Source organism: Brevibacillus ginsengisoli, assembly GCF_050113715.1.
Taxonomy (GTDB): Bacteria; Bacillota; Bacilli; order Brevibacillales; family Brevibacillaceae; genus Brevibacillus_H; species Brevibacillus_H ginsengisoli.
This window is the reverse complement of record NZ_JBNJQR010000005.1, coordinates 255,084-280,524: the sequence shown is the minus strand read 5'-3', so window position 1 is coordinate 280,524 and position 25,441 is coordinate 255,084. Positions and strand designations below refer to the sequence as shown.

20 protein-coding genes and 1 pseudogene are annotated in these 25,441 nt (G+C 45.8%); 3 read left to right on the top strand and 18 right to left on the bottom strand.

Annotation, left to right across the window (positions count from 1 at the left end):
• Positions 1-133: 133 nt before the first annotated feature.
• The 9 genes and pseudogenes from ACQCN2_RS12640 to ACQCN2_RS12600 all read right to left on the bottom strand — a co-directional run.
• Positions 134-280: pseudogene (locus tag ACQCN2_RS12640) on the bottom strand (phosphotransferase); the annotation flags it as partial.
• Between the two features lie 31 nt (positions 281-311).
• Entirely contained in the window at positions 312-1,001 is a 690-nt protein-coding gene (locus tag ACQCN2_RS12635) for a hypothetical protein (RefSeq protein WP_426929272.1), read from the bottom strand.
• A complete protein-coding gene (locus ACQCN2_RS12630) occupies positions 998-1,894 on the bottom strand; it encodes an ABC transporter ATP-binding protein (protein WP_426929271.1) in 897 nt (298 codons plus the stop codon). Before ACQCN2_RS12630 ends, ACQCN2_RS12635 begins: the two co-directional genes overlap by 4 nt.
• A complete protein-coding gene (locus ACQCN2_RS12625; RefSeq protein ID WP_426929411.1) occupies positions 1,891-2,262 on the bottom strand; it encodes a GntR family transcriptional regulator in 372 nt (123 codons plus the stop codon). Before ACQCN2_RS12625 ends, ACQCN2_RS12630 begins: the two co-directional genes overlap by 4 nt.
• Before the next feature lie 588 nt (positions 2,263-2,850).
• Positions 2,851-3,732, bottom strand: coding sequence for a putative RNA methyltransferase (locus ACQCN2_RS12620; protein ID WP_426929270.1), 882 nt, complete (start codon positions 3,730-3,732; stop codon positions 2,851-2,853).
• 387 nt (positions 3,733-4,119) lie between these two features.
• Positions 4,120-6,123: a glucose-specific PTS transporter subunit IIBC gene (gene ptsG / locus ACQCN2_RS12615; RefSeq protein WP_426929410.1), complete on the bottom strand. Its 2,004-nt coding sequence runs from the start codon at positions 6,121-6,123 to the stop codon at positions 4,120-4,122.
• A 359-nt stretch (positions 6,124-6,482) separates the two neighbouring features.
• A complete protein-coding gene (locus ACQCN2_RS12610) occupies positions 6,483-7,043 on the bottom strand; it encodes an NUDIX hydrolase (RefSeq protein ID WP_426929269.1) in 561 nt (186 codons plus the stop codon).
• A gap of 103 nt (positions 7,044-7,146) precedes the next feature.
• The gene (gene rsgA, locus ACQCN2_RS12605; RefSeq protein ID WP_426929268.1) at positions 7,147-8,211 is read right to left on the bottom strand and encodes a ribosome small subunit-dependent GTPase A; all 1,065 of its coding nucleotides are present in this window, start codon (positions 8,209-8,211) and stop codon (positions 7,147-7,149) included.
• A gap of 939 nt (positions 8,212-9,150) precedes the next feature.
• Entirely contained in the window at positions 9,151-10,359 is a 1,209-nt protein-coding gene (locus ACQCN2_RS12600; RefSeq protein ID WP_426929267.1) for an MFS transporter, read from the bottom strand.
• A 123-nt stretch (positions 10,360-10,482) separates the two neighbouring features.
• On the opposite strand from ACQCN2_RS12600, the gene ACQCN2_RS12595 reads away from it, so the two are divergent.
• Positions 10,483-11,367, top strand: a complete 885-nt coding sequence (locus tag ACQCN2_RS12595) for a LysR family transcriptional regulator (protein WP_426929266.1) — start codon at positions 10,483-10,485, stop codon at positions 11,365-11,367.
• Here the strand turns inward: ACQCN2_RS12595 and ACQCN2_RS12590 are convergent.
• Positions 11,364-11,912, bottom strand: coding sequence for an NUDIX hydrolase (locus tag ACQCN2_RS12590; RefSeq protein WP_426929265.1), 549 nt, complete (start codon positions 11,910-11,912; stop codon positions 11,364-11,366). The genes ACQCN2_RS12595 and ACQCN2_RS12590 overlap by 4 nt on opposite strands.
• Positions 11,913-12,375: 463 nt before the next feature.
• On the opposite strand from ACQCN2_RS12590, the gene ACQCN2_RS12585 reads away from it, so the two are divergent.
• Positions 12,376-13,362 (top strand): BMP family ABC transporter substrate-binding protein, encoded by a 987-nt coding sequence (locus ACQCN2_RS12585; RefSeq protein ID WP_426929264.1) that lies wholly within the window; start codon positions 12,376-12,378, stop codon positions 13,360-13,362.
• Between the two features lie 16 nt (positions 13,363-13,378).
• Positions 13,379-15,190: a sensor histidine kinase gene (locus ACQCN2_RS12580; protein WP_426929263.1), complete on the top strand. Its 1,812-nt coding sequence runs from the start codon at positions 13,379-13,381 to the stop codon at positions 15,188-15,190.
• Here the strand turns inward: ACQCN2_RS12580 and ACQCN2_RS12575 are convergent.
• The 8 genes from ACQCN2_RS12575 to ACQCN2_RS12540 form a co-directional block, all read right to left on the bottom strand.
• Positions 15,158-15,961, bottom strand: a complete 804-nt coding sequence (locus tag ACQCN2_RS12575; protein WP_426929409.1) for an alpha/beta hydrolase family protein — start codon at positions 15,959-15,961, stop codon at positions 15,158-15,160. The genes ACQCN2_RS12580 and ACQCN2_RS12575 overlap by 33 nt on opposite strands.
• A 14-nt stretch (positions 15,962-15,975) precedes the next feature.
• Positions 15,976-16,542 carry a GNAT family N-acetyltransferase gene (locus ACQCN2_RS12570; RefSeq protein WP_426929262.1) on the bottom strand — a complete coding sequence of 189 codons (567 nt, stop codon included), beginning with the start codon at positions 16,540-16,542 and terminating at the stop codon, positions 15,976-15,978.
• A 104-nt stretch (positions 16,543-16,646) separates the two neighbouring features.
• Positions 16,647-17,054 carry a S1 RNA-binding domain-containing protein gene (locus ACQCN2_RS12565; RefSeq protein ID WP_426929261.1) on the bottom strand — a complete coding sequence of 136 codons (408 nt, stop codon included), beginning with the start codon at positions 17,052-17,054 and terminating at the stop codon, positions 16,647-16,649.
• A gap of 109 nt (positions 17,055-17,163) precedes the next feature.
• Complete coding sequence (locus tag ACQCN2_RS12560) at positions 17,164-18,903, bottom strand: acetate/propionate family kinase (RefSeq protein WP_426929260.1); 1,740 nt, start codon at positions 18,901-18,903, stop codon at positions 17,164-17,166.
• Positions 18,904-19,057: 154 nt separating this feature from the next.
• On the bottom strand, positions 19,058-19,564 hold the full coding sequence (locus ACQCN2_RS12555; RefSeq protein WP_426929259.1) for a VanZ family protein: 507 nt from the start codon (positions 19,562-19,564) through the stop codon (positions 19,058-19,060).
• A gap of 26 nt (positions 19,565-19,590) precedes the next feature.
• On the bottom strand, positions 19,591-20,400 hold the full coding sequence (locus ACQCN2_RS12550) for a VanW family protein (RefSeq protein WP_426929258.1): 810 nt from the start codon (positions 20,398-20,400) through the stop codon (positions 19,591-19,593).
• 82 nt (positions 20,401-20,482) lie between these two features.
• On the bottom strand, positions 20,483-23,725 hold the full coding sequence (locus ACQCN2_RS12545; RefSeq protein ID WP_426929257.1) for an efflux RND transporter permease subunit: 3,243 nt from the start codon (positions 23,723-23,725) through the stop codon (positions 20,483-20,485).
• Positions 23,718-24,962, bottom strand: a complete 1,245-nt coding sequence (locus tag ACQCN2_RS12540; protein ID WP_426929408.1) for an efflux RND transporter periplasmic adaptor subunit — start codon at positions 24,960-24,962, stop codon at positions 23,718-23,720. Before ACQCN2_RS12540 ends, ACQCN2_RS12545 begins: the two co-directional genes overlap by 8 nt.
• Between the last annotated feature and the right edge of the window lie 479 nt (positions 24,963-25,441).

Below are 25,441 nucleotides of genomic sequence, written 5' to 3'. Positions count from 1 at the left end.
ATTCCTGTATTGAAATACCTCAAATTAACGGCAAGTTAAAGGACCATCCTTTTGCGGGATGGCCCTTTCTTTGATCACGCTTTGTTCAACTATCGAACCCGTTAGTTGAATAGACCTGAAATAAATCACGTACGTCAAGACCCATCGATTGAAGAAACACGTTCCTGCTCTCGCGGTCAAAAAATGTCCATGCCATGGTTAATTCTACTGCAGGATCGCCTACTGCCATAACACCAAAGTCTATTACACTTGATAGTTTGCCGTTTTTGACAAGAAGATTTCGATTGACGGCCCTACTGTCATGTCACAAGCTAAGCGACGGTTGCTTTGCGGATCATGAGGAACGACAGCAGGACATAGATGACCGTGACGCCAAACAGCCACGAAGCTAATTGGGCAGCGGAATGTCCGGTCAGCCAATTGAAAAAGTCCATCCACCAACCGTAATATGTGCACAGAAACCCCAGCACGGACCCCGCAAGAAGAATAACCGAGAACAAGACGGATAGCCCAGCCCTCCCGAAACGCCTGAATATTGCGTTAAAGAAGAAGCCAAGGAAGGTCATATGAAGAGCTGTCGCAAACAGGGTCCACCACCGGTCTGACAAGGAACCGTCGCTCAAATACGGCAGGTTGAAAAAATGCAGCCCGATTCCCCAACCTCCATTGCCCTCTACCAACGAAAACGCCAAAAGCACGACGGAAATACCCAGGCAAACGGCGACTACCATCATGACGGTACCCAGGAAAAAGTCCGTTCTCCGAATGCTCATGCCAAGCGCAAAAGGAAAGTTTTGCGTCAGCGTAACTATACCGACAATCATCATGCATACGAAGATGGAAGACAAACCACCGGTATAAAGCCCTTTTTCCGGTCGAAAGATCAAGCCAATCGCCAGGTTGATCAAAAAAGAAGGAAGTAGTACATAACACCACGGAACGATAAGCCACATCACTTTATCCTTGGCATGCATTTTCATTACCGTTGCAATTTGATTCATCGTATGTCCACCGCCCTGTGATCGGATTTTCGTTTGGTCAAATGAACGATCAGCTGTTGAAGTGATACCGTGGCAAGCTCCAGCCCCAGCGATTCGGCCTGCTTCCGTCTTTGTGGAACCAGACTTCCGAGCACCGTCGCCGACAAAAGGACGCCGAACGGCTGACGGTCGATCGTCTCCTGACCGGAAATGAAGGCTTCTACGTTCTCTGCCTGGCCTAAGACGGTATATGCTTGCCCGCGAATGGCTTCCGCCTCCTCATTTAGAATAATCTTGCCGCTGTCGATGACGATCACATGCTCCAAAATCCGGCTCACCTCATCGATTAAATGCGTGGACAAAACGATCGTTCTCGGGTGCTCCGCATAATCCTCGATCAACCGGTCATAGAACAACTCCCGCGCTACAGCGTCCAGCCCCAGATAAGGCTCGTCGAACATCGTCAGCGGCGCGCGGCTCGCCAAACCAATGATGATGCCGACGGACGAGAGCATGCCTCGCGATAACTTCTTCATCGCCCGCTTCAGTGGCAGACGGAAATCATACAGCAATTGATTAGCAAATTGCTGGTCCCAATTTTGGAAAATCACCGGACACAAATCCAGCACGTCGATCACCCGAAAATGGTCAGGATACTTCTGGCTTTCTTTAATAAAACAAACCTGGCTCAATACACGATTGTTCTCATAAGGAGCCTCTCCGAACACAAGCAACTCCCCGCTTGTCGGAAACAGCTGCGCCGTCAGCATGTGCATGATCGACGTTTTTCCCGCGCCATTTCGGCCCAGCAACCCATAAATTTTTCCAGATTCTATCGTAAAACTGACATCGTCCACTGCATTGACTCCGCCGTAGGTTTTGGTCAGCCCTCGGACTTCAACGATGTTCTTCATCTCGCTTCGTCTCCTCTCCGGATCATATCCGTCAATTGTTCTTTCGTAATACCAAGCTTTTCCGCTTCGCAAATCATTGCCACGACATACTGTTCGTAGAAAAGCTCCTTCCGCTTCTCCACCAGCCTTGCTTTTGCGCCTGTCGCTACAAACATGCCGATACCCCGCTTTTTGTACAAAATATTCTCATCCACCAGCAAATTAACGCCTTTGGCCGCTGTCGCCGGATTGATTTGAAAAAACGATGCAAATTGATTTGTTGACGGCACTTGCGATTCTTCCGGCAATCGACCTTCGAGAATATCGTCTTCGATATGCTCGGCAATCTGCACAAAAATCGGGCGGCTGTCGTCCATCATGAAAGTCATCATCCACACCACCACATTGGTTAGTTACTCATGTAATTAACCATATAACTATTGGTCCGTTCTGTCAACTGATATTCGTCCAAAATAAACCAAATTTATTGGACGAAAATCCCATTTTCCAACTACGATGGATGTGCAGAAATTTCTGTCTTTCTGCCACAAACCCGGAGATCTTCATGCAGAGCAAATCATCGCACACCACAACACCTGCTTGCATGGGCTCAGCAATCTGGAGCCGTTCATTTTTGTCCGCAGTTCAGATGAGGATGTATTTGTCCCAAAACATGATGATTATCGGTAAATAAACAGCTTTCCCAACAGAAAACACCGCCAATTTCCTGGCGGTGTTTTTTTCATTCCCCTTTTTTTACGATCTCCTGCACCCTGCTCACTTGTCCGCCTGTCATTCGCACCTTGATTATATGTATCCAGCTGTCAGCAGAAAATAAAGTATTTCTGCAGTTCTATATAGCAATTTTAAAGAACTACATGTTAATTGCATATGTGCCTTTGTAATCTAATTGGAAAATATAAAGGTATTCAGGAGCTATCGATTCCCGTTAGCTTAGAGACCTATGTCACTAAAGGTTATTTCTTACCAATCAAAATCTTGAAGTCCATAGTGACTTGTTGTAATTTCATCTCTTGAATTTTTTGCAAACGTTCCGTTGTTGTCCCCCAAGACAACGGCGTCATTCCAAGCAATGGTTCGATATACGTCTCACCCAAGTTCACTTGATATCGAACACTTTCAACGTCTGTTACCACAAAATGTTGATTGAAATGATCCAACGTAGTTTCGTTTGAATAATCCTGTTTTTCAGTTCCTTCGTAAAAAATGTCTCTCAATTCTTTAAGATAATCCCGTTCAGGAATCACCTTTATAACCATACTATCGTCGGCAATCAGTCTTTGAAATTCCGAATAATTAGCCGGGGATAGTATGTTAAGAATGAAATTGAATCGATGATTAGCAAATGGACAGTTCGCAATGTCTGCAACACACCAAATAGCATTGGAATATTCGGCCGCAGCGCTACTGATCCCCTCCTTAGAAATATCGATTCCGACCGCCAATAGAGAATTGGTTGTTTTCCGAAATAATTTTTCTTGAATCATAGTTAAATGAGAGCCTTCCCCACACCCTGCATCTACTATACTTGTCGGTTCATTGATTCGGAGTTGATTGATTATTTTATCGCTTATCACAGTATTTAAGGGATCAAAAAATCCGCTTTTGCTGATCATTCTTCTGTATTCGAACATTCGTTTATCATATTTAGTTTTTTTGGCTAGTGACAATAGGTTTACATATCCCTGCTTCGCAATATCAAAACAATGCCGATTGCTACAAATTAAACTTTGTAAATTGATCATTTGCATCTGACCGCTACATATCGGGCATCTAAATATATCTTGAAATCGTGCAATAACAGCTGCACTTATCATCTTTTTACTATGTTTGGACACAAAAAAGCACCCCATTCATTCGTGATCGGTGAATGAAGAAGGCACAGTCAAATAAACCCAAACCATTTGTTTAAAAAATAGATGGGTTAAGTGATCTGTACCTTACATTACCTTAAACGAATGAATTTGATGATCATAGTGTAACTCTCCTAAATTGTCAGGGTATTTAAAACCGCTCTAATTATAACATATTCTGCTCTCACTTTAGTGCTAGTTCCTTCTTGCATGATGAAATATAGTTTCCACACGAAATGAATGTCCAATCTAACAAATAAAGCCCCAAACATATTAGATTTATACAATATGTTCGAGGCTTTATTTTATTTGGCTTTTCTTAAATCAGGTCTTGATAAACAAAGTCTCTACAGACTTTTTCTGAACGATAGCTTATTTTCTGATCGTGATAACACCTTTCGCTGCGTCTACATGCACATATTCGCCAGCTTGCAGGTTGGTGAATATCACTGGGGTGATAATGGATGGTACTTGTTTCTCGATAGAAGATAGGTCAACTTTCAACAATGGTTGTCCTTTTTTCACGGTATCTCCATCTTGAACCAGCGCTTCAAAGCCTTCACCGTTCAGCTTCACGGTATCAATACCTACGTGGATCAGCACTTCTCGGCCAAATTCAGAAACAAGTCCGATGGCATGCTTGGTGTGGAACAAAGTTGCTACAGTTCCATCGAATGGCGCTACGACTGTTCCGTCTGTCGGGTTAATGGCAAATCCGTCACCCATTAGTTTTTGAGAGAAGGTTTTGTCCGGTACCTCTTCGATTGGAAGAAGAGCGCCCTTCATTGGAGCGATGAACTGTTCATTGGCGTTAACTGGTACGTTCAACGCTACCGGGCTTGTTTTTTCCACAAATTTGGTCGGAGTTTTTCCTTGCATGATATCTGCAATTTGTGTTTTCAGGTTGTCTGATTTTGGTCCGAAGATGGCTTGAATGTTGTTTCCAACTTCCATTACACCAGCCGCACCCAATTTTTTCAGACGGTCTTTGTCAACATGTTTGATGTCTTTTACAGATACGCGAAGACGAGTGATGCAAGCGTCCAAATGTTCAATATTTGCTTGACCGCCCATGGCTTCAAGTACGTGATGAGCTAATTCGCCCGCTTCTACTTTTGGAGCGTCAGCGTCGTCTACAACATCTTCACGTCCAGGAGTTTTCAGGTTAAACTTGCGAATCGCAAAGCGGAAACCAAAGTAGTAAATCACTGCGAACGCGAGGCCTACAGGGATAACCAACCACCATTCAGTACGGTTAGGCAATACCCCGAACAGTAAGAAGTCGATCACACCGCCGGAGAAGGTCATCCCGATTTTTACGTTGAGAAGCTGCATGGTCATAAAGGAAAGTCCGGCAAAAATACAATGGATACCAAACAATACAGGCGCTACGAACAAGAAAGAGAACTCGATTGGTTCTGTGATACCGGTAAGGAAAGAAGTAAGAGCAGCAGAACCCATGATACCAGCCACAATTTTCTTTTGTTCAGGACGAGCTTCATGATAGATAGCCAAAGCCGCTGCCGGCAAACCGAACATCATGAACGGGAATTTACCTGTCATAAAAGTACCAGCAGTCAACGTTGCGCCATCTTTAATCTGGTTGAAGAAGATCGCTTGGTCCCCGTGGACAATCGCACCAGATTTGGTTACATATTGACCAAACTCGAACCAGAACGGCGAATAGAAGATATGGTGCAAGCCGAATGGAATCAAGGAACGTTCGATTACACCAAAGATAAAGGCAGCTAACGTTGGATTAGCGTCAACCATGTTGTGGGAGAAGGCGTTCAATCCGTGTTGAATTGGAGGCCAGATAACTACCATCACCATACCCAAAAGGACAGATACAGCGGCAGTTACGATTGGCACAAAGCGTTTTCCGGCAAAGAAGCCGAGGTATGACGGAAGTTCGATTTTGAAAAACTTGTTATACATAATCGCTGCCAGGACACCGACGAAAATACCGCCGAATACCCCGGTTTGCATAGTTGGAATACCTAAAACGTTTGCATAAGACGGATTCGTTCCGATATGCGCAGGGGTAATTCCCATAATCGTGCTGATGGTTACGTTCATGATTAGATAACCGATGATCGCTGCCAGCCCGGCAACACCTTCGCCCCCGGCCAAACCTACGGCAACACCTACCGCGAACAAGACGGACAGGTTACCAAAAACAATGCCCCCTGCTTGTTCCATAACGGCGGCAATGGCTTGTACCCAATGAGCTTCCAATCCAGGAAACAGGTTCAGCAATGCCGGATTGTGCAACGCGTTACCTAACGCAAGCAAGATCCCCGCAGCCGGCAAAAGGGCTACCGGAAGCATCAAGGCTTTCCCTACTTTTTGGAGCGTACCGAATGATTTTTTAATCACAATGGTTCCCTCTTTTCTGTGTTGTGTCTGAAGAAAAGGACAGCGGATCAGATTAATCAAAGGTCAGAATTCGAATGTAACCAAAACAAAAGGCATGGGTGAAGATAACCTCAATGAACGACGGGAGTACGCCCCATTGCTCATAAATGGTTATTTTCACTCATGCCTGATCGAATCAGTAACACGCGGAATATTCTTTTGTAACCCTTTACAAATAATCAAATGAGAACAACTTCGCTGACTTGATTATCTGTTCGCTATTCTTAATCTTTACAGCTTGAATCTTAACAGGGTTTGTTTCGGTTGACAATCCCCTTCTTCATAACTTACGAGTTTCGTCATAGTTTTACCGGTTATTAGGAATTTTCCGCAGAATATTGATCCAAATAAGTAAACAGCTTTGAAAATCCTTCACGATGTATCCAATAGTCTTTATCAAGATTTTGTACGGCACGCTTAAAATCATCATAGGTAACAAACTTCGCTTCCTGCACTTCTTCATCCCGAAAAATCAATTCCTCTACATTCAAATGATCGATTCTTAAAAGATGAACGTCATAAAATGAATGATCAATATACGTCCCATCATTTTCTATGATGAGTTCCTTAAACGTGTACAAATAGTGCACATCGTCAATCTGTTTGGAAACATCTAATCCTAATTCTTCGTTAAATTCCCTGATGATGGTTTGCTTATTGTCCTCTCCGCTTGTGATATGTCCACCAAGAGAAACATACCACTTATCCGGATGCAGATCCTTGTTCTTGCTTCTTTTTTGCAAAAGCAATTCATTCTTAGAATTGATGACCCATACGTGAATGACTTTATGACAAATTCCGTTTTTATGGGCTTGGGTTCTCTCAACAATATCTCCTGTTTTATTGCCTTTTTCATCGTATACATCTAAATACTCCATTTTAATGCCTCCAGAAAATAGAGAAAAATAGGGTTAATCCTTCGAAGCGGTAAAAATCAACTGCTCCCGCAGGCAATTCCATACGGGAGCAGTCAAAATTATTTTATCGGCGTACCTTCTGTTTTCGCTGAGTTTGAGAGAGTTTCTTCCACTTGTCTTTTTCTTGGGACTGAAGCCGTTGGTCTTCCTTGCGTGCCAGAAAAGCCAGCTCTCTTTGCAGCTTCTGATAGCTTTGATATCGCTTGGAGTCAAGCGTCCCGTCCTGCAACGCCTGTTGGATGGCACAGCCTGGTTCATCTCGATGATGGCAGTCCGAAAAGTAACAATTAGCCGCAATCGTTTCCACATCTTCAAACGCCTCACCCAGACCCTCGTCCGCTTCCCATAGCTGAAGCTCACGCATGCCAGGCGTATCAATGACAATTCCTTTGTCGGGCAGAAGCACCAGCTCCCGATGAGTCGTGGTGTGCTTGCCGCGGTCATCCTTTTCACGAACCTCTTGCACTTCTTGTTTGGTTTCCCCGTACAAATAGTTCAACAAGGTGGATTTGCCCACTCCCGAGGAGCCGAGCAAGGCAACCGTTTGTCCGTTGCCAATGTATTGGTGCAAACTTTCCATGCCTGCTTGTTGATACGTGCTGATGACATGAATGGGAACTCCAAAGGCGACAGACTCCACTTCCTTCAGCTTCTCTTCCACATCTTCGCACAAATCCGCTTTGCTCAAGATGACAACTGGATTCGCTCCGCTTTCCCAGGCCATAATCAGGTAACGCTCAATGCGTCGTGGATTGAAATCGTTGTTCAACGCGTTGACGAGAAAAACCGTATTGACGTTGGTCGCCACGATCTGCTCTTCCGTTGTGGAACCGGCGACTTTACGCGAGAATTTGCTAATGCGGGGCAAAATGGCGTGAATCGTTGCTTTCCCTTCTTCAGGACGAGCGGAACAAGCTACCCAATCTCCTACAGCCGGATAATCTTCTCTGAGCGTTGCTCCAAATCGAAGCTTACCGGACACTTCGGCAAGTAACTCACCATGCTGACTGTATAACCGATACATATGTTTATGCTCCAAAGCTACGCGGGCCGCGACCCATTCATTGGTCTTAAGAGCTTCAAAATGTTGTTGAAAATGTTCATTCCAGCCTAATTGTTCAAGATTCAAGCAGGATTCCTCCTTGTGATTTATGTTGCCGGAATCACAGAAGAATCCTCACATCTAGTTGGATTACGCTTGTCTCCAAATAAAGGAGGATACCTGTGATCCATTGACTACTTCATTACGCTTTGGGTTATTAAGAACAATACTCATAAAACATCACTCCTTTATTGATATCGCTACCGCAGTGTATGCAGCAACTGTTCTACATTTTACCATTCATTACGTTTTTTTCATACACAAGAAAAGAATTCGTCCCTTTTCCCCTCTCATCGGGGGGCTGAAACGTCGCTGAGTTTCACTTCCAAGGAGACTGTAAGCGGACGAAATCTTTTCTTGAGCGGGCTTGCGCGAATGGAAGGAAAGTTTAATTACTTTACCAATGTAAAGCAATTAAACTTTCCGGTCGTATAAGTAATCTAGGGCTGTTGTTGAACCGCCTTGATGCTAGTATTTCTTCAAGAAAAGAGACACAAACTAAAAAGCCTGACGATATAGGCATCTTCATCCATTACCGATTTGGAAAGGAGCACCGCCATGACCAAACATGAAGGCGTAAAACGTGAGAGAAGCGAAAAGGAAAACCCTTCTCAGACACGCGCATCCAATACAGTAAGCAAAGAGGCTGAAGCTTTGAAGAAAAAGGGCTTCCGTTAAACCAATTGATCCTATTTTGAATTTGTGAAAGGCGCCGTTTCCAACTCAGAGGAACGGTCCTTTTTTTATCCGTTAACAGCGCGCAACACGGAAAAACCGCCTCCTAAAAGGAGACGGCTTACATCGAGCCCAACGTGATGGGAAGTAACTTCTCTTTAGCACATCTACCTCCAGTATAGAGTTAGATACTTAGAGCGTACGGTTTCCCACTACTTCGACGGTTGTCGTTTGGGTGATCCCAGAATGATCTGCGGCAGTTCGCCTCCTTAGAGACTTGACGCATCGGCATCATTGATCACTGGGCCCGATGAAAGTAGTATGAACCGTTTTGCCGCGAATATACATCCAATATCCTGCTAGGCCCACTAATAAACAGGCGGCCCCTAACAGAAGGGTTTGTTCAGGTAACCAAAAGCCAATAATTGGACCAAGCGTCGCTCCAATATCAGTCGCCCATGTGTAAGACGGAAGGAAACGATGTCTATTGTGAATGGTCAGACTTGCGGTCATCAGCGCGTCCACCAGAGTGGTTACGAGTGATGCGGTAAACAGCAAGGCAAGTACCATCAAAAGCCAAATAGGAATCGAAACACTCGAGAGGATCCCGATAAACAAGAAAGCCGCACCGATTAGAACCCCACCGAAAAGAAAATGCCGATCTTCTGTTTGATCCGCCTTTTTCCCGATCCAAGGCGCAATCCAAGGCTCCCAGCCCCACCGCAAGCCTTGCAGAACCCCCGCAATCGAACTGGCTCCGATCAGCCATTTGCCGACACTTATCTGATCTCCAACATGAATGGCTACCAGCCGACTGATCGTAGAGGTAAACATCCCTTGATAAATCAACGCAATGACCATAGAAGTGAGTAAGACAGCCATTTCACGGTTTCTCCATCGTCTGCTTCGAGGGATCTTCAAGTCGATATTCCCTTTTAAGGGGATCGTACCCTTACCGCCGGATCGTCGGATCAGCCAGAAGCCAGGCAACATCAGAAGCGCGAAGCCTTGAAGTACCTGATCGTACGTAATCCATTCACAAAGAATTCCTCCCGCCGCCATCCCGAACAAACTCCCCAAACGATAAAAGCCGTTGAATAACCCGTTCAGATATCCCTGATTTCCCGAATGACTCACATGATGAATGTGTAGATAGCTTCCCTGACGAAGCAGTGTCCACGCCACTCCCCACAATGCCCGAAAGAGCAACCAGCCGCCAAATGTATGAACCAGACTGCACCCCACCGTGGTGATCACCGCCAAGCCGACAGCAATTCGCAAGCCTGTCCAAATGGATACTTTTTGATAAAACCAGCCTACGAGCGGATGCAAGGGCAGTCGGATAAATCGATTGATCGCAAGCAGGATCCCCACCTGCCATAGCGAGTTCAGCCCCGCCTCATGCCAGAATAGAGGTAAAGCAATATAAAGAAATGAATCACCTAACAAAGCGGCAGCCGTAATTAACGCTAGACGAATCACTTGATGGCGTGTCTCCATCCTCTGTACTTCCCTCCTGCCATGACAAAGTCGATGAATTCATCATAGGAGGGATTACACATTAAATCTAATCAATCATTTTAGCCGATATATAAATAAAATTGATGATTTGGGAGGCCTCTCATGAATTTACATGCGTTGCGAATTTTTTCACGTGTAACGGAGTGCGGAAGTGTGACGCGCGCAGCGGCTGAACTTCATCTCACTCAGCCAGCTGTAACCGCTCAAATAAGAAAATTAGAAACGGAGATTGGGCTGAAAGTCATTCAACCCAATGGAAGAGGAATTGAGCTGACATCTGCCGGCCAGTTTCTGTATCAACATGCGAAGAGGTTATTTGCCTGGGAAGAAGAAATAGAGCGTCAATTGCATGAACTTCGCGAGGGTAAATTGGGCTCCCTTCGTCTATCCGTCACTCATTTGCCTGCGCAATATCTGTTGCCTTCGTGGTTAGCATCCTATAAACGAGCCTTTCCAGATGTCAATGTAACCATGTCGTCTGGAAACTCAAGATATGTGTATGATCAACTTATTCATTATCAGGCGGACGTGGGAATCGTTGCCGGAGGTTGGGAAGAAGCGGGTATTGTAAGACAGGTGTTATGTGAGGATGAATTGTGGTTTGTAGTGCCTGCAGATCATGCCTACGCGGGTCAGGCCGTCACCTTGGAAGAGATGATGAAGCAGCCCTTCCTATTTCGGGAAGAAGGAAGCTCAACCAGAGAATATTTGTTAACTCTGTGTCAATCCAGAGAACTTCCCCCTCCGCCAATCGGATTGCAGCTGCACGGGATGAATGCGGCCATTCAAGCCATGCTTGCTGGTTATGGAGCGATGCTAGTCCCTCAAATAGCTGTTCAGAATCTGGTTGCCGCAAACCAAATCGCTCGTGTATACGTTAAAAATATTACGGTTAAACGAAACATCTTTTGGTGCATGCGGCAAGATGAACAGCTATCAGGCGTTATCCAGCATTTTTTTGGTCATTTTGGAGCGAATCGAATTTAAGTGAAAAACTGGGGGAACCGATTGATAATCATGGGGTCAATTTGCTTAGGCAATGGCAGGACTTCACAATTTGAGAACTGATCCTGTTGATAGGTGCAGAAGTATTCTCTTGGCTCATGTCCTGCCAGAAGATTCGGAAGAAAAGAGCGAATATTGCTCGCAATCCCTAGGTTTTTGGTGTTCATTACCCAACTTATTTCTTTCCAGGCCAGAATACCCTCCTCCATTTTTTGAACAGGAGTAATCTCCATATCTTCAGGAAGTTCAGCAAGAAACAAATACATTCCCTCTTTTGCCGGTTTATCAGTCTGAGGCAGGCTGGCTTCCCAGGTAACAATTCCTCCAAATTGAACCTGGTCCACCACCATGCCCGTTTCCTCTCGAACCTCACGAATAACACTTTCCTGCGCTGACTCACCCGGCTCAATCTTGCCGCCGACTCCATTCCATAATCCCATGTTCGGCTGTGACTCGCGATTCAACATCAGCAGCTTGTCCTTTTGTTTAAGAAAACAGACTGTGTACACTAATCGGGTTATACTCACGGATTCTCACTCTCTTTCACGGTACTTTCCCTTACCTAAGGAAAGATTCCTAATTGGGCAACCATTGGAACTTTGAAGCGGATGCATATCCTATTCGGTTTTGTTCAAACTAGTATTATCGAGCTCTGGTGAGTAGCTTATAAATCTTCAGGCATGACCTTTCAGGAGGCGATGTGCCATGGACGATTTCGAGCATCACCCCAAGTCGATTGGTAAGCCGAATCTTTGAAGCGATAGTCTATCTCAGGAGGTAGATGTGTCTTCAATGTCTAACGGATTTACCCCAGACACCTGAGCTCGATACAGGCCGTCTCCGCTTCGGAGGCGGTTCTTCTTTTTTAATAAACGACTTTCTATTCCTTCTGTAATCATGAAACATTATAATATAGGATATAAGTACCACCAAAACGATCACATCCCTTTGCACATAAACGTCAGAATGCTACAGTTTGTGAGGAATCCTATGTCGAACAATTTACGAACTCTCTACATCCTCATGGGCTTGTTCGGAGTCTTATTACTTTGCCTGCTAACGTATCAATTGGTTACCAATTTGCAACAGTTGAACAAAGATGTCAACTCCCATAAGCCCTATCAGCGGATTGCCCTGTTGTTAGAAGGCCCTACATACGATCAGGGATGGAACAGCTACGCCTTTGACAGCTTAGAGAACCTCAAAGAAAAATACGGATTTAAGCTGACGGTTGCCGATAATTTGAAGCCGGAGCAAATTGAGAGCTCTGCCTCTTATTTTGCTGGAGAAGGATATGATTTGATTCTGGGTCACGGTTTCGTTTTTTCCAAACCGTTCACCCGATTAGCTCCTTTATATCCCAATTCCCGATTTGTCTCGGTTAATGGAGAAGCGTTTGCTCCTAATCAGACAGCGATCAAAAACGATATGCGCCCTGCAGGATTTTTGATCGGCGAACTAGCCGCTTTAATGAGTAAGACCAAGAATATCGGCTATATCGTCGTAGACAAACCAACGGAGTTTCGACAAGTTGAGGGCTTCCGTGAAGGAGCGCGAGCGGCGAATCCCCAAATCAATGTGCTTGTAAAAAAGGTACCTGACTTCTTTGATAAGCAACATGCGATCATCGCCGCAAAGGAATTATTGAATGAAGATGTAGACGTGATCTATACCACTGGAGACAGCTTCAACCTCGATGTGATTATGGTGGCTCAAAAAGCTAATATTTACGCCATTGGCTACATTGCTGATCAACGCTATATTGCCCCCAACAACGTGTTGGTGTGTTTGATACAAGATGTCCCTCAAATCTATTCAATGTTAATCAAGCAGTATCTGAGCGGTAAATTGCCTTCAGGTGACGTTACCTATGGACTGCGTGAAGGTGTCAATCGCCTAAGTCCGTTTGGTCCCATGGTACCGAAATCCGTACAAGAGACCATCAACTACGATCTGCAGCAACTTATCGTGAAGTAACTTGGAGGCTTAAACAATGTTACCGTTTCATAAAATGGGCTTTCAAAAAAAAATGATTCTGAGCTATATGGTCTTGATTCTGTTAATCGGGTCTGTCGCCCTTTTATTCAGCTACCAAATGACCAAAGTAACCTCGGAAGAAACTCATTTGACGCAAAAAATCCTGCCACAGATGAGCTCTTTGCTGGAAGTCAAAAATCAAATGTACGCGAAAACCTATGCCCTGAAGATGTACACGCTGACCAGGGACCCGGTTTATTTGCAGCAATACTCCAAACAATTCGTTTCTCGCAATCGCTTCCAAAACACGGAACAGAATCAGCAGTACCAAGATTTATTCACAATTATTCGGATGCTGAACGAACTGGATTTTATCTTTTTGAATCAGATTGACCCATTGATCAAAGCCAATAATGTACAAGCCATCAACTATGTGCTTGAACACGAGGTGGAACCGAGAATTCAGGAGTTGGAAAACAAGCTGAGCTTGTCACTTGGTCAGCTTGACTCACAATTCCATGAAGAATTTGTGCAATCCAATCACAGTTTGCGGGTTTCTCTTTTGATTACATACACCGTGTCTGTTCTCTCCATCCTGTTTGGATTGTTTTGCTCCTTTTATTTTCGTAAAGGATTGCTTCAACCGATCCAATCGCTTATTAAACAAGTACGGGAAGTATCACGCGGGACGTTCGGGCAACAGATCACGTACAGCGCTCAGGATGATTTTTATGAATTGGCGCAAGAATTTAACAAGATGTCTTTAAATATCGCGGAATTGTTTGCCAAGGGAGAATCGCAGAATCACATCCTTGAAGAAGAGAAACGGGTAAGAGAGCAGATTCTCAATTCACTTCCTGTAGGGATTATCACTTGCCATCACCCGACCTCTGAAATTCACATCAATGAAAAAGCCCAGCAGCTGGTCGCCCTGGACGAAAACTGCTTGCCTTTATCACCGGATCAGCATGTCTGGCATTCAGAGACGCCTTGGTTCGAGAACCGGTCGATTGTGCTATACAACAAGCAAGGTGAACCGTTTCACGCCTTGATCTCCTATGTGCCGCTTCTCGATCAACAGCGTGACGAACTAGGCTGGATGGTGGCGCTCACCGATATTACCGAACAGATGAAAGTGCAAGAATACATGCACCAGTCTGAAAAGCTCTCGCTTGTCGGTCAACTAGCCGCAGGAGCCGCTCACGAAATTCGCAATCCGTTAACGGTAATTTACGGATTCATGCAACTGCTTCAAGGCAACCTGTCCGAGGAAGAAAGCATGAAATACCATTTGCCGCTGATCGTTCAAGAAATTGAGCGCGTAAATAAAATCGTGACGGAGCTGTTATTGCTTTCCAAACCATCCCGCCCGAATTATCGGGAAGTTCAATTGGGTGAAATTTTCGCTTCCATTCTTCCATTGATGAAAGGTGAAGCTTCCCTGCATGGAATTGAAATAATCGAAGCGTACAACGAGGAACTTGTTTTCTTCGCGGATGTCGAACAGCTTAAACAGGTCCTGTTAAATCTGATGAAAAACGGATTGGAAGCCATGCCTAATGGAGGCAAGCTAATCGTTCGCTCCGAACAGGATGACGCCATGATTCGAATTGTCATTCAGGATACTGGCGTAGGTATTTCTCCTGAGCATGCCAATCGGATTTTTGATCCTTTCTTCTCGTTAAAAGAAGAAGGAACAGGGCTTGGCCTGCCGATCTCCATGCGCATGGTAAAAAACCACGGTGGGGATATGTCGATTGACAGCAAGCTTGGTGAGGGGACAAGCATCACGATCTCACTTCCGAAGGAGCCCAGCCGAGCGGTCTAACCAGTCAAACATCCGACAGGTATACTCTTTAATCTCCATGGAATCAAACAAATGGCTAGCTCCCTCAGCTAGCCATATTTCATAGGGCTTCTGATGAACCTCGAGAGCTTGCGCGAGGCGTCTGGCATGCTCTACTCCCACATTCTGATCTTCGGTTCCATGGATGATGAGAACAGGGCAGTCGACCTCATCTACCCGATAGATAGGAGAGCGGGCCAGATACGCTTCTCGTTGTTTCTCGGGATGTCCCACGACTCGTTTAAGCATTCGACGCATGTCCTGCCGCTCCTCGAATGTAAGAAGCAAATCCACCACTCCACTCCACACGATCGCCGCATAAAATCCCTCGCGCTCGATCGCGGCGAGCATCGCCATGATTCCGCCACGAGAAAATCCGTATAAACTAATTCGCTCTGGAATCACGAGAGGCATATCCTTCAGTATGTCGTAAGCGGAATACACATCCTGCCGATCTTCTCCGCCAAACTCATCTCGCCCTTCTCCCCCTTCATTCCCCCGATAATGCGGGGCCAGTACGATGTATCCAAAAGAAGCGAGCTGGGCTATCCGTTCCTTCCGTACCCGTCCAATCTGACGCATGCCGCCACGACAATATAACAAAGCCGGAAACGGACCAGATCCCCGAGGGATGGCCAGCATGGCTTTAACCCGCAAACCCTGGCTCAAGTAAGTAATAGTAAAAAGTTCCACGTCGACTTGCGGAGATTGAAGCGGCTCGGTTTCAAGAATAAGATTGCTCAACGACAGCACTTGCAACAATCTGTTCACCTGCCATTCATGGATTCTCGCTTCCAGAACTCACGAGTCAAGCTGTATACGTTATGATCCTCCCAGACTCCGTTAATATGTAGATAATACTTGGCAAGTCCTTCGAACAGAAACCCGGATTTCTCAATGACACGGATGGAGGGCAGATTGCGAGGCATGACAGCGGCTTGCACCCGATGCAAATTGTTATGCTCAAAGGCAAATTCCAGCACAAGCCTGACCGCTTCCGTCATGAAACCCTGTCCATTCTGATGATGATCCATGAAATACCCCAGGGTACAGCTTTGCCAAGCGCCTCGAACGACATTGCTCAGATTGACTCGCCCAATCAACTCGTTCGTGTCGTTTTGAAATACACCAAATCCATAGGACATGCCTTGCTCCCAGTCGTGGGATGACTTGGAGATAATCTCACGCTGAACATCCAGGGTATAATGCGCCTCTGTTTGAATCGGTTCAAACGGTCGAAGGAATTCCCGGTTCACCATCCGCAGCTCTAATAACTCCTCCGCATCCTCTATTCCCAAAGGACGAATATGAATATGCTCTGCTATCAGTTTCATGGCTACCCCGCCTTTATCGTTTACTTTTATTGAATTATCTGGAAGTTACCGAGAATAAAAAGAAGAGGAACTGAATAACGTCCCTCTTCTTATCATGTACACGCTTAGAATCCGCGTTTGTTTTGTTTTTTGTTAATGGTTGCGAGGTTTTCTTCGCTATGCTTTAACCATTTTTTGAGTTTATCTTCGAAGGAGCCAGCGTTTTCGCGTTTGTTCCCACGGTCACCACCACGGTTACCGCCATGACGACGTTCTTCTCTGCCCTCACGCTCAGGTGCTGGCAATGCTGCACGAACGGAAAGCGAGATTTTGCCCGCATCATCGATCGAGAGCACTTTCACTTTCACAGCGTCTCCAACGGAAAAGTGATCATTAATATCTTTTACGAAGCCATTCGCTACTTGGGAAATATGAACCAAGCCTTGCTCGGTTTCATTCACGGCAACGAACATACCAAACGGTTTGATCGCCGTCACTTTTCCTTCAATGATGCTTCCCACTTCTACTGCCATTAAGTTTACACTCCTTTTACCTTTTCACAAAAGTGTCGAGAACCTCAGTAGGCTCATTCTTCAAGTATAGCAGAGAGTACAAGCCTCTGAAAAGTCCAATCTGACTGGATTATACGTGAACCTCAACAGGAGCGTTCAAATACAACTGATAGGCATCAGTAGCCATGACTAATTCTTCGTTAGTTGGAATGACCATTACCTTAACTGGGGAGTAAGGGCTGCTAATGAAACCTTCTCCTTTAATTGTACGGTTAGCCTCCTGATCGAGGATGACGCCAGCGAATTCTAATCCGCTGCAAACCTTTTGACGAGTTAAGTAATCGTTCTCTCCAACTCCTGCTGTAAATATAATACCGTCAACACCGTTCAAACGTGCCAAATATAGGCCAATATAGGTGTGAATACGAGTGGTATACATTTCATACGCCAATTGGCAGCGTGGATCCCCCTGCTCGACACCCTTCATCACATCACGCAAATCACTGGATACACCTGAAACTCCCAACAAACCTGACTTTCTGTTTAGGATATCAATAGCCCCAGCCGTATTGGTTTTCTCGATTTCCTCGATGTAAGGAATAATCGCTGGATCAATGTCACCGCTTCGTGTACCCATGGTCAATCCGGCGAGCGGAGTCATTCCCATAGAGGTATCCAAGGATTCTCCGTAACGGATCGCCGTAATGCTGGCACCGCTACCAATATGACAGCTAACCAGACGAAGTTTTTCTTTTGGTGTTTCCATGATTTGCTCAGCGCGGTGCATCACATAACGATGTGAGGTGCCATGGAAGCCATATTTACGGATACCATATTTCTCATAGTACTCATAAGGAAGCGCGTAAAGGTAAGAAGAAGGCGGCATCGTTTGATGGAAGGACGTATCGGCAACAATTACATGCATCGCGTTAGGGCACAGCTTCTGAGCAATCTCGACACCCTGCAGATTGATTGGATTGTGCAATGGAGCAAAGCGTGCCAGTTTAGCAACCTCTGCTTTTACTTCGTCATTCACAATCATGGATTCTTTAAAGTATTCTCCACCTTGTACGACCCGGTGAGAAACGATGTGAATATCGTATTGGGACAGTTTGTCAAAGACAGACTTGATTGCCGCATCGTACTGATCGCGCTTGACCTCTTGCAGGTAGTCTGACAGAATCAATTTCTTCGATGGCATTTCATAGAGTTTATATTTCACAGACGAGCTTCCGCAGTTTAATACGAGCACCAGTTGTTTTTCTTTTTTGCGAATGTCTACGTAATCCATGTCATGATCTTTCGGAACGATTACTTCGACTTCTACGCCATTGCGAAGTCCGGCGGCGTTCGCTTCATCCGTGTCGATATGGAACTCCAAACGATAATCCTTGTTGACACGGCATAGTACGTTTTCCAATACAAGAGAGCGTTGTCCGTCAGTAGTTACGGAGACGATTTGCTTGTCTTTCACACCAAAGCGTTCCGCATCCTCTAAAGAAAAATGAATATGACGGATCGCAAGGATAACGCCATCTTGGATAGTGATTTCGCCACGCGGACCCTGAATCGTGAGGCCTGCACTGCCAGTGATGTCACCGGAGTCACGAACTGGAGGATCTACCCCTAAAAGATAACTGTCGGTGCGAGAAACCTCAACCTGAGAAGCTTTACGCACAGGTCCAAGAATGCGTACGTTGCTGATTTTTCCTTTGGGCCCGATTAAAGTGACGGTTTCTTCTGCTGCATATTGTCCATATTGCTTTAAATCTTTTAATTTGCGAAGTTGATATCCAGCTCCAAAAAGAGCCTCAACGTGTTCCTGGGTTAAGTGAATGTGTCGATTCGAGACTCCCACAGGTACTTTCATCTGTCTTCACGTCCATTTCTGCCTTAGTTATATTTCACGTATTTTTAATATGCTTGATCGAAATGAATTTTATCATTAAGCCGTCTTAGATGATATAAGAATAATGTGTCTGTTCTGTTACATTATTCAATCCGTTCTGTTATAGTGTCTGTTGTTATCGTTTGACCATACGGAAAATCGCGATAAATAACATAGTGAACAAAAGTCCAGTAGTATCAAGAACGACGTCTGTAATCATCGCTGTTCTATTAGGTGTGAACGATTGGTGCCATTCATCTATAACAGCTAACATAACTGTTACAAAACCAGCCCAGCCGAGCGCCTCTCTTGTCTGGCACGAATGCCGAAACAGGCGATAAAACAACACCCCAAACGCAGCGAATGTCAGAAAGTGAGTCCCTTTGCGAACAAAGAACTCTACAAATCCGTCCGGTCCCACTTTTTGGACACTAATCTCCTTTTTGCCGTACTGGAATGATATATTTCCAAACTTCTCCTCAACCTGCTGCATATTCACATAATGACGAATGGTTCCGCGCATATCCTGCTTCTCATACGGTTGTGACGAAGAAAAAAAGATGCCCGCCAAGAAACAGGCAACCAAGATGATATCGATGAAAATTCTTTTTCGTTTGTTTTCCTGAACATTAAGCCGTGTCAATCCGCCAACCTCCTATGTATAAGCCCTTATCCGTCACTTCCAGCTCCCAGTAATGGCTCGTACATCATCATAGCATGATTTTCGGTGAGAAACTCTTCTTTCAATCGTTCCATTTCTCGGGAGAAAACACGCCGATACAGACGATTCTTCCTGACATACCCACCCCCATATTGTGCAGTAATGGAATGGTCGTGTTCGTAAACTTCATAGGAATACAAAGCTGGTTTGACAGAACGCCACTCTCCGACCAGATGGGTATCCGTCAGATAAAGATGCAGTTGATATTCGTCACTGGTTTGATTCTTCACTTGCAAATCCAGATAGTTGTAAAAGCAGGTAGCCCCACTACCAAAAGGCTGTTGGCGATTGGTATCCGGAAATACATCATAACTATGACGATAACGTTCGGTAACCGTTAACGGAGTATGCAAGGTCATCCAGTATATGAGGTTGGAGAGCTGACATAATCCTCCGCCGACACCTGAAACTACTTGTCCATGTGAAAGAATCATTCCTTCTACATAGCCCTTGCGCCGTGTAGGTTTCCCTATACATCTCCAATAGGAAAAAGTCTCTCCTGGTCGAATGACTACACCATTTAATTGTTTAACGGCTATTTGCAAGTTAATGATCTTGTTCTCTTGCATCCACATCTCCACATTGCGTAAGGGACGTCGCAATACTGATTGATGGGAAAAGATCAGATGAGGAAGCGGTTGGGAAACAAGCTTTCTCGCGTATTTTTTCGAATCGACCAGCCAAGTGAAGTAGCGTTTCATTCGATAATACGTAATTCCAAGTGCCGTTCTGATTCGACCTCTTCTGATGGGTCTCATCTCTAATCACTCCCCCGATCGATTATGTAAACAAAACACGCCAGCATCAATTCTAGCTAGCGTGTTTTAAGGTCCATATTGCTTATTTACTTAACGGTAAAAAGTCGTCCGGTCTTAGCTCCGACGTATTGATCGGACGGCTGGTTTGCTTGGCTTCTAGAGCCTCTTCATATTTTTGCTGATTCAGTCGCTCCCGTTGTTTCATTGAGCGGGAATCTTGTCTTCGGATTCGTTCATTGATCCACCATATCCGTACTCTGGAACCAAGCTTACCTATGTTCTGGATAACTTCATGTAGAGAGCTGGTGGCAAGTGGGAGATAGATTCCTGGAAGCAAGCCAAGAAGTATCCAGCCGGCAAGCAGAATCCCACAAGAAAAGGTAGCTGCAAACGGCGCATGGAAATCTTCTCCTTCCCCTACGCCCAACGTGAGCGGAAGAATGGCCAATAATCCCAGAAGCAAGACGGCGCTTATCGGATGCAGACCGAGCTTGACGGCAGTCGATCTCGCTTGCTCCAGTCCCTGCGCGTGATTTGTCTCTCGCTCTAGCTCAGCAATCAGCCATAGCCCTAATTGGAAGGTGATCCCCACAACCGCTATCAGTCCATACATGCTCATCATGGTCAACGGTCGATCGACAATGAGCAGACCAAGCACTCCAGCCGAAGCGAATAAGGGGACAAATAGCAGCATAGAGACAACTGGAGTAATACGCCGCAAGAAAAGTGCGCTAAGGAAGCAGGACAGAACTACAGCTAATCCGCTGATTAGGATGCGGGAAGTCAGATCCTTCTCATCCGCTTTCTCCTTCTCTTGTTTGCGAACATCCTCACCCGTTAAAAGCGAATACCCTACAGGAAGCGTCAGGTAATCCTTGATCCTCGGCAAGGCCGCATAGACTCCTTCCGCAGAAGTAAATTTACGATTCACCTTGCCGGTTACCGAAATGACATACAACCCATCCTCGCGTGTGTAAGCCTCCGCAGATGGAGCAAGCTTCCAATCCACCAAATCTTTTAACGGAACGGCTCCTTCTGGGGTGCGGACGAGAAGATTCTGAAGTTGGTCGGGATGCTGCATCGCATTCTCCGGGAATTTGACTGTAATCATCGTGTCTTGTTCACCCCAGCGGGCAAGACCAATTGTCTGTTCTCCCAGATAGCTTTGGATTTGTGCGCGAACCGCATCCTCACTCATCGAATACTTAGCCAACACATCGGCCCTTGGGTGAAAATTAATCTGTTGCAGCTTGCCTTCATAACTGGTTTTCACTTCTGTAATGAAAGGATTCTCGAAAGCCAGCCTAGTGAACAATGGATACCGGGCAACACGGAAGGCCAATTGATCCGCAACCTGCTTCGTTGTCGCAAGGATCGGGCCTTTGACCGTAAACTCCACCTTTTCACCCTGGTCTTCTCCGCCAGCCAATTCGAAATTCTTGGTATGTGCTGTATGGAGCAGGAGGTCTTTTAAGGCTTTGTCGAACTCCCCTTTGCTGCGTGAGCGATCATATCGATCGATTGTTTTTAGATGCAGAACCATGCTCTCCTTGGATACAGTCGCATACAGGTCCTGAACCTCAGGAAACTTGCGCAGCTGTTCCTCCAGGTTCTTCTCTGTCTGAAAGGCTGTCTCAATCGTACTACCCTCCACCATATCAAGTGATAGCTCCATCTCATTCGTAATCAACTGAGTAAACGGCAGAGTGATTACAAACGGCTTGCAAAACACCACAATCAGTAACGTTGCCGCTAAGGAAAGCATGTAGGGCATATAGCGTAGCTCACACAATCTTCTCCACTTCTCGGCCAGACGGATGGACAGCTTGCCTCTTGGAAACTCCGCTGGTCTTGCGGAGGGCTGAAGCAACATCATGACAACGGAAGGCACGATCAGACCATACACGATGAATAGCCCGATTCCTCCCCAGATAAACGATGGAATCGACAGATAGAAAGCGGCCTTATCCGCCGACTGAATGATGTCCGTATAAAGAAGCGGCACCATCAAGATGATCAAGCAGGCTTGAGCCACCAAAACGGGTACCAACACTCGCTTGGTCTCACCGTCGATAGCTGATTGATTCCATTCGTTCAATGCGCGATAACGAGCGAACAGGACAATCCCCGCGGTTAAAAATAGGAGCACCTGGATCGTGCCGAAGCTCAGTGTCATCTCGTTCAAACCGATACCGAACAGCCAATAGCCCGCCAGCATCCAGGAAATAGCCAAAAGGATGTTGACCACCCACACAAGACCTGCTAACGTCTGTTTCATCCAGTAGGCGGCCACACCCGCAGACAGTAGAGTAAAAATGGCGATAAACAACCCCAGATCTCGCAGGGAGTTACTGAGCAGCTGGGTTTGATCTTCAAACAAGGTAAGCGTAAATCGGCCTTGCGCTTCTTCATTCAGCTTCGCAACAGCTTCACGCAGCTGTGAATGGATTCGCAGTTGGTTACTGGAATCTTGGCTATAAATCTTGATTCCGATAAATGGCTCCGCTTTATAGAGTGACAAAGTATCTGACTGGCTGCCCCGCAGGTCGCGAATATCCGCGAGTTGCTTGAGCAGCACATATCCTTTGCTCGTCGAGATCGGCAGTTTGCCTAGCTCTTGTGGCTGTTCAGGCGCATTCACCCACTGAATGTAGGTTTTGTCGCTTCCCTCGCCAACTTCGCCAATCTGCTTGCGCTCCCCTTGTCCACGCAGCTGACTGATGATCTCGCTAGGGGTTATCGCATAGGTTTGAAGCATTGAGGGACGGAAGACGATCTCTGTTTTGTTTTCGACACTCTGCGATTCAACTTCCACCTTCGACACACCTAGAATTTGTTCCAAGCGATTCTTCACTTGAAATTCCGCTACTTCATTCAAAGAATTTAGATCGGTACCGTGCAGAAAATAGTAGGCCATTTCGGACGTTTGCAGATTGTTCTGGATCACCTGGATATCGCTTGCACTAACTGGTAGCCGCTTCGACACGGCTTGGATTTGCTTTTCCAGTTTAGATTTCCAGCTATCCAAATTGTTCGCTTTTACTTTCACCATAATGGAAGACGAACCCATCCGTGAAACCGAGGTGATTTTCTCAATTTCCCCGATCTGACGAACAGCCTCTTCAAGTGTCATTGTAATTTGTTCATTCACATCGAACGGCAACAAACCATGGGCCGAGGTTTGAATCTGGAAGCTCGGTAATCCCTCATCTGGATAGACCGCGGTATTCATTTTGACCCCTGCTGTTACGCCAGCAAATAACAGGAAAAATAGCAGCAACAGCGCTACTCGCTTGCGAATCGACTCATCCTTCCATTTAATCATGGGCCGACACCTGGATCGCTTCGCCGTCTACCACATAGGAGATTCCCGCTCGCACGATCTCATCCCCCAATGAAAGCCCCTCCGTGATTTCGTACTGATCCCCATATAATCCGCCAACCGTAACCGGGGTTTTCTTTACGGATGAACCGTCCACCTTCATCACAAAGTGTGACTCTTCAGAGATTCCTACGCTTGTAATTGGCACCAACAGGGCTTTGGGCTTCTTCACTTCATAGCTGCAGGAAACGGTCATGCCCGCTTTCCAGTCGGTCACGTCACCTTGAACCGTGATTTCAACGGGGTACGTCCCGGTCTTGTCATCCAACGCCGCAGAGACATAGGTGACAACACCTTCCAATTGTTTGCGGTTGGGGGCAGAGAGTTTGACTTGCTTGCCTTTGCTCCAGATATCGCTTTGTTCGCTGTCTACGTTGAGCTTGACCAACCATTTGGATGAGTTAATCAGTTTCACCACTTCCTGCCCACCGCCCACTTGCTCGGCATCCTGATAATTGATGCTCGTGACGATTCCCGAGAATGGCGCAACCAATTGGGCATTCTTCATCTCCTGTTTGGCTCGGATCAAACTCACATTGGCTTGCTTCACATTGGCATTCGCTGCTTCGACATCTGCCTGGTCTACGGAACTGGTCAACTTCTCAAACGCCACTTGTTCATCCTGCAAATCAATCTTGTTTTGCTTCATCGCAAACGTCAGCCGATCCAGCTCGTCCTTGGATATCGCTCCGCTGTCATACAAACGTTTCCCTTGGTTATATTCATCGGTCGCTTTTGCGAGGGCTTGTCTGGCTTTCTCAATTTTCAGTTTTTGCTGGGTCAATTCCTCACGAGTTGCCCCTTTTAGCCTTTGGCTTTTCTCAGCGGCGGCCTTCTCCACCTCGCCCTGGGCAGCGGCGACTTGTTGTTCCCAAACGGAGGTGTCCAGTGTCGCCAGAAGGGTGCCAGCTTGCACGAAGCTCCCTTTTTGCACGTGGATTTTGGCGATCTTGCCTGACGTACCGAACGAAAGCGATAGCTCTTTCATCGGAGTAGCCGTACCGTAAATCTGTTGAACAAGCGGTTCCGCGTTCTGCTCAATTCTGTATACTTCTACGCTTTTGGCTTTGATGACGGTCTCTTTGTCTCTCTCTTTTAACTTCTCTACATCGGCTTCAAGCTTTTCGCAACCACTCACAATCAGCATGGTGGCTAGTAGAACAGCCAGCGTTTTCTTCATCACGATCGTCCCCCAGTACTTCTTAAGCACTTGTCCATATCCCTTTTGAATGAAATGAATTTTTAGAATTGATAAAATATATTTTACATCGCTTTATGGGGCGTTGAAACTTCTTTTTTCTAAAGAATTATTAAGTCAAGAAAAGACTTCGTCCCTTTGAGCTCTGTTTAAGCTTGCTGGTAGCAGCTTCTGTCCGCTCCGTTCACTGCGGAAGGGAGTCGGCAAGAAAATCACTGGGCTACTCAGTCTGATGTAAAGAATGCCGACTCTTTTCCTTCCTCCGTTCTCTATGCTGGGTTTCGCTTAAAATGAGCTTGGAGTGACGAAGTCTTTTCTTGGTGGGCTTACGCGAATGGAAGGAAAGTCTAATTACTTCCCACTGTAAAGTAATTAGACTTTCCTTAATAAAAAAGAAACAGGTGCAGCCTTCTATGGACTGCCCCTGCTTCTTTTGAATATAGGATACCTGCGAAATAAAA

Bases quoted from the DNA above. Each gene is read 5' to 3' on its own strand.
- ACQCN2_RS12625 (WP_426929411.1), bottom strand. From the start codon at position 2,262: ATGACTTTCATGATGGACGACAGCCGCCCGATTTTTGTGCAGATTGCC.
- ACQCN2_RS12580 (WP_426929263.1), top strand. From the start codon at position 13,379: ATGTTACCGTTTCATAAAATGGGCTTTCAAAAAAAAATGATTCTGAGC.
- ACQCN2_RS12540 (WP_426929408.1), bottom strand. From the start codon at position 24,962: ATGAAGAAAACGCTGGCTGTTCTACTAGCCACCATGCTGATTGTGAGT.
- ACQCN2_RS12630 (WP_426929271.1), bottom strand. From the start codon at position 1,894: ATGAAGAACATCGTTGAAGTCCGAGGGCTGACCAAAACCTACGGCGGA.
- ACQCN2_RS12635 (WP_426929272.1), bottom strand. From the start codon at position 1,001: ATGAATCAAATTGCAACGGTAATGAAAATGCATGCCAAGGATAAAGTG.
- ACQCN2_RS12550 (WP_426929258.1), bottom strand. From the start codon at position 20,400: ATGAGACCCATCAGAAGAGGTCGAATCAGAACGGCACTTGGAATTACG.
- ACQCN2_RS12585 (WP_426929264.1), top strand. From the start codon at position 12,376: ATGTCGAACAATTTACGAACTCTCTACATCCTCATGGGCTTGTTCGGA.
- ACQCN2_RS12565 (WP_426929261.1), bottom strand. From the start codon at position 17,054: ATGGCAGTAGAAGTGGGAAGCATCATTGAAGGAAAAGTGACGGCGATC.
- ACQCN2_RS12600 (WP_426929267.1), bottom strand. From the start codon at position 10,359: ATGGAGACACGCCATCAAGTGATTCGTCTAGCGTTAATTACGGCTGCC.
- ACQCN2_RS12545 (WP_426929257.1), bottom strand. From the start codon at position 23,725: ATGATTAAATGGAAGGATGAGTCGATTCGCAAGCGAGTAGCGCTGTTG.
- ACQCN2_RS12610 (WP_426929269.1), bottom strand. From the start codon at position 7,043: ATGGAGTATTTAGATGTATACGATGAAAAAGGCAATAAAACAGGAGAT.
- ACQCN2_RS12595 (WP_426929266.1), top strand. From the start codon at position 10,483: ATGAATTTACATGCGTTGCGAATTTTTTCACGTGTAACGGAGTGCGGA.
- ACQCN2_RS12560 (WP_426929260.1), bottom strand. From the start codon at position 18,903: ATGAAAGTACCTGTGGGAGTCTCGAATCGACACATTCACTTAACCCAG.
- ACQCN2_RS12570 (WP_426929262.1), bottom strand. From the start codon at position 16,542: ATGAAACTGATAGCAGAGCATATTCATATTCGTCCTTTGGGAATAGAG.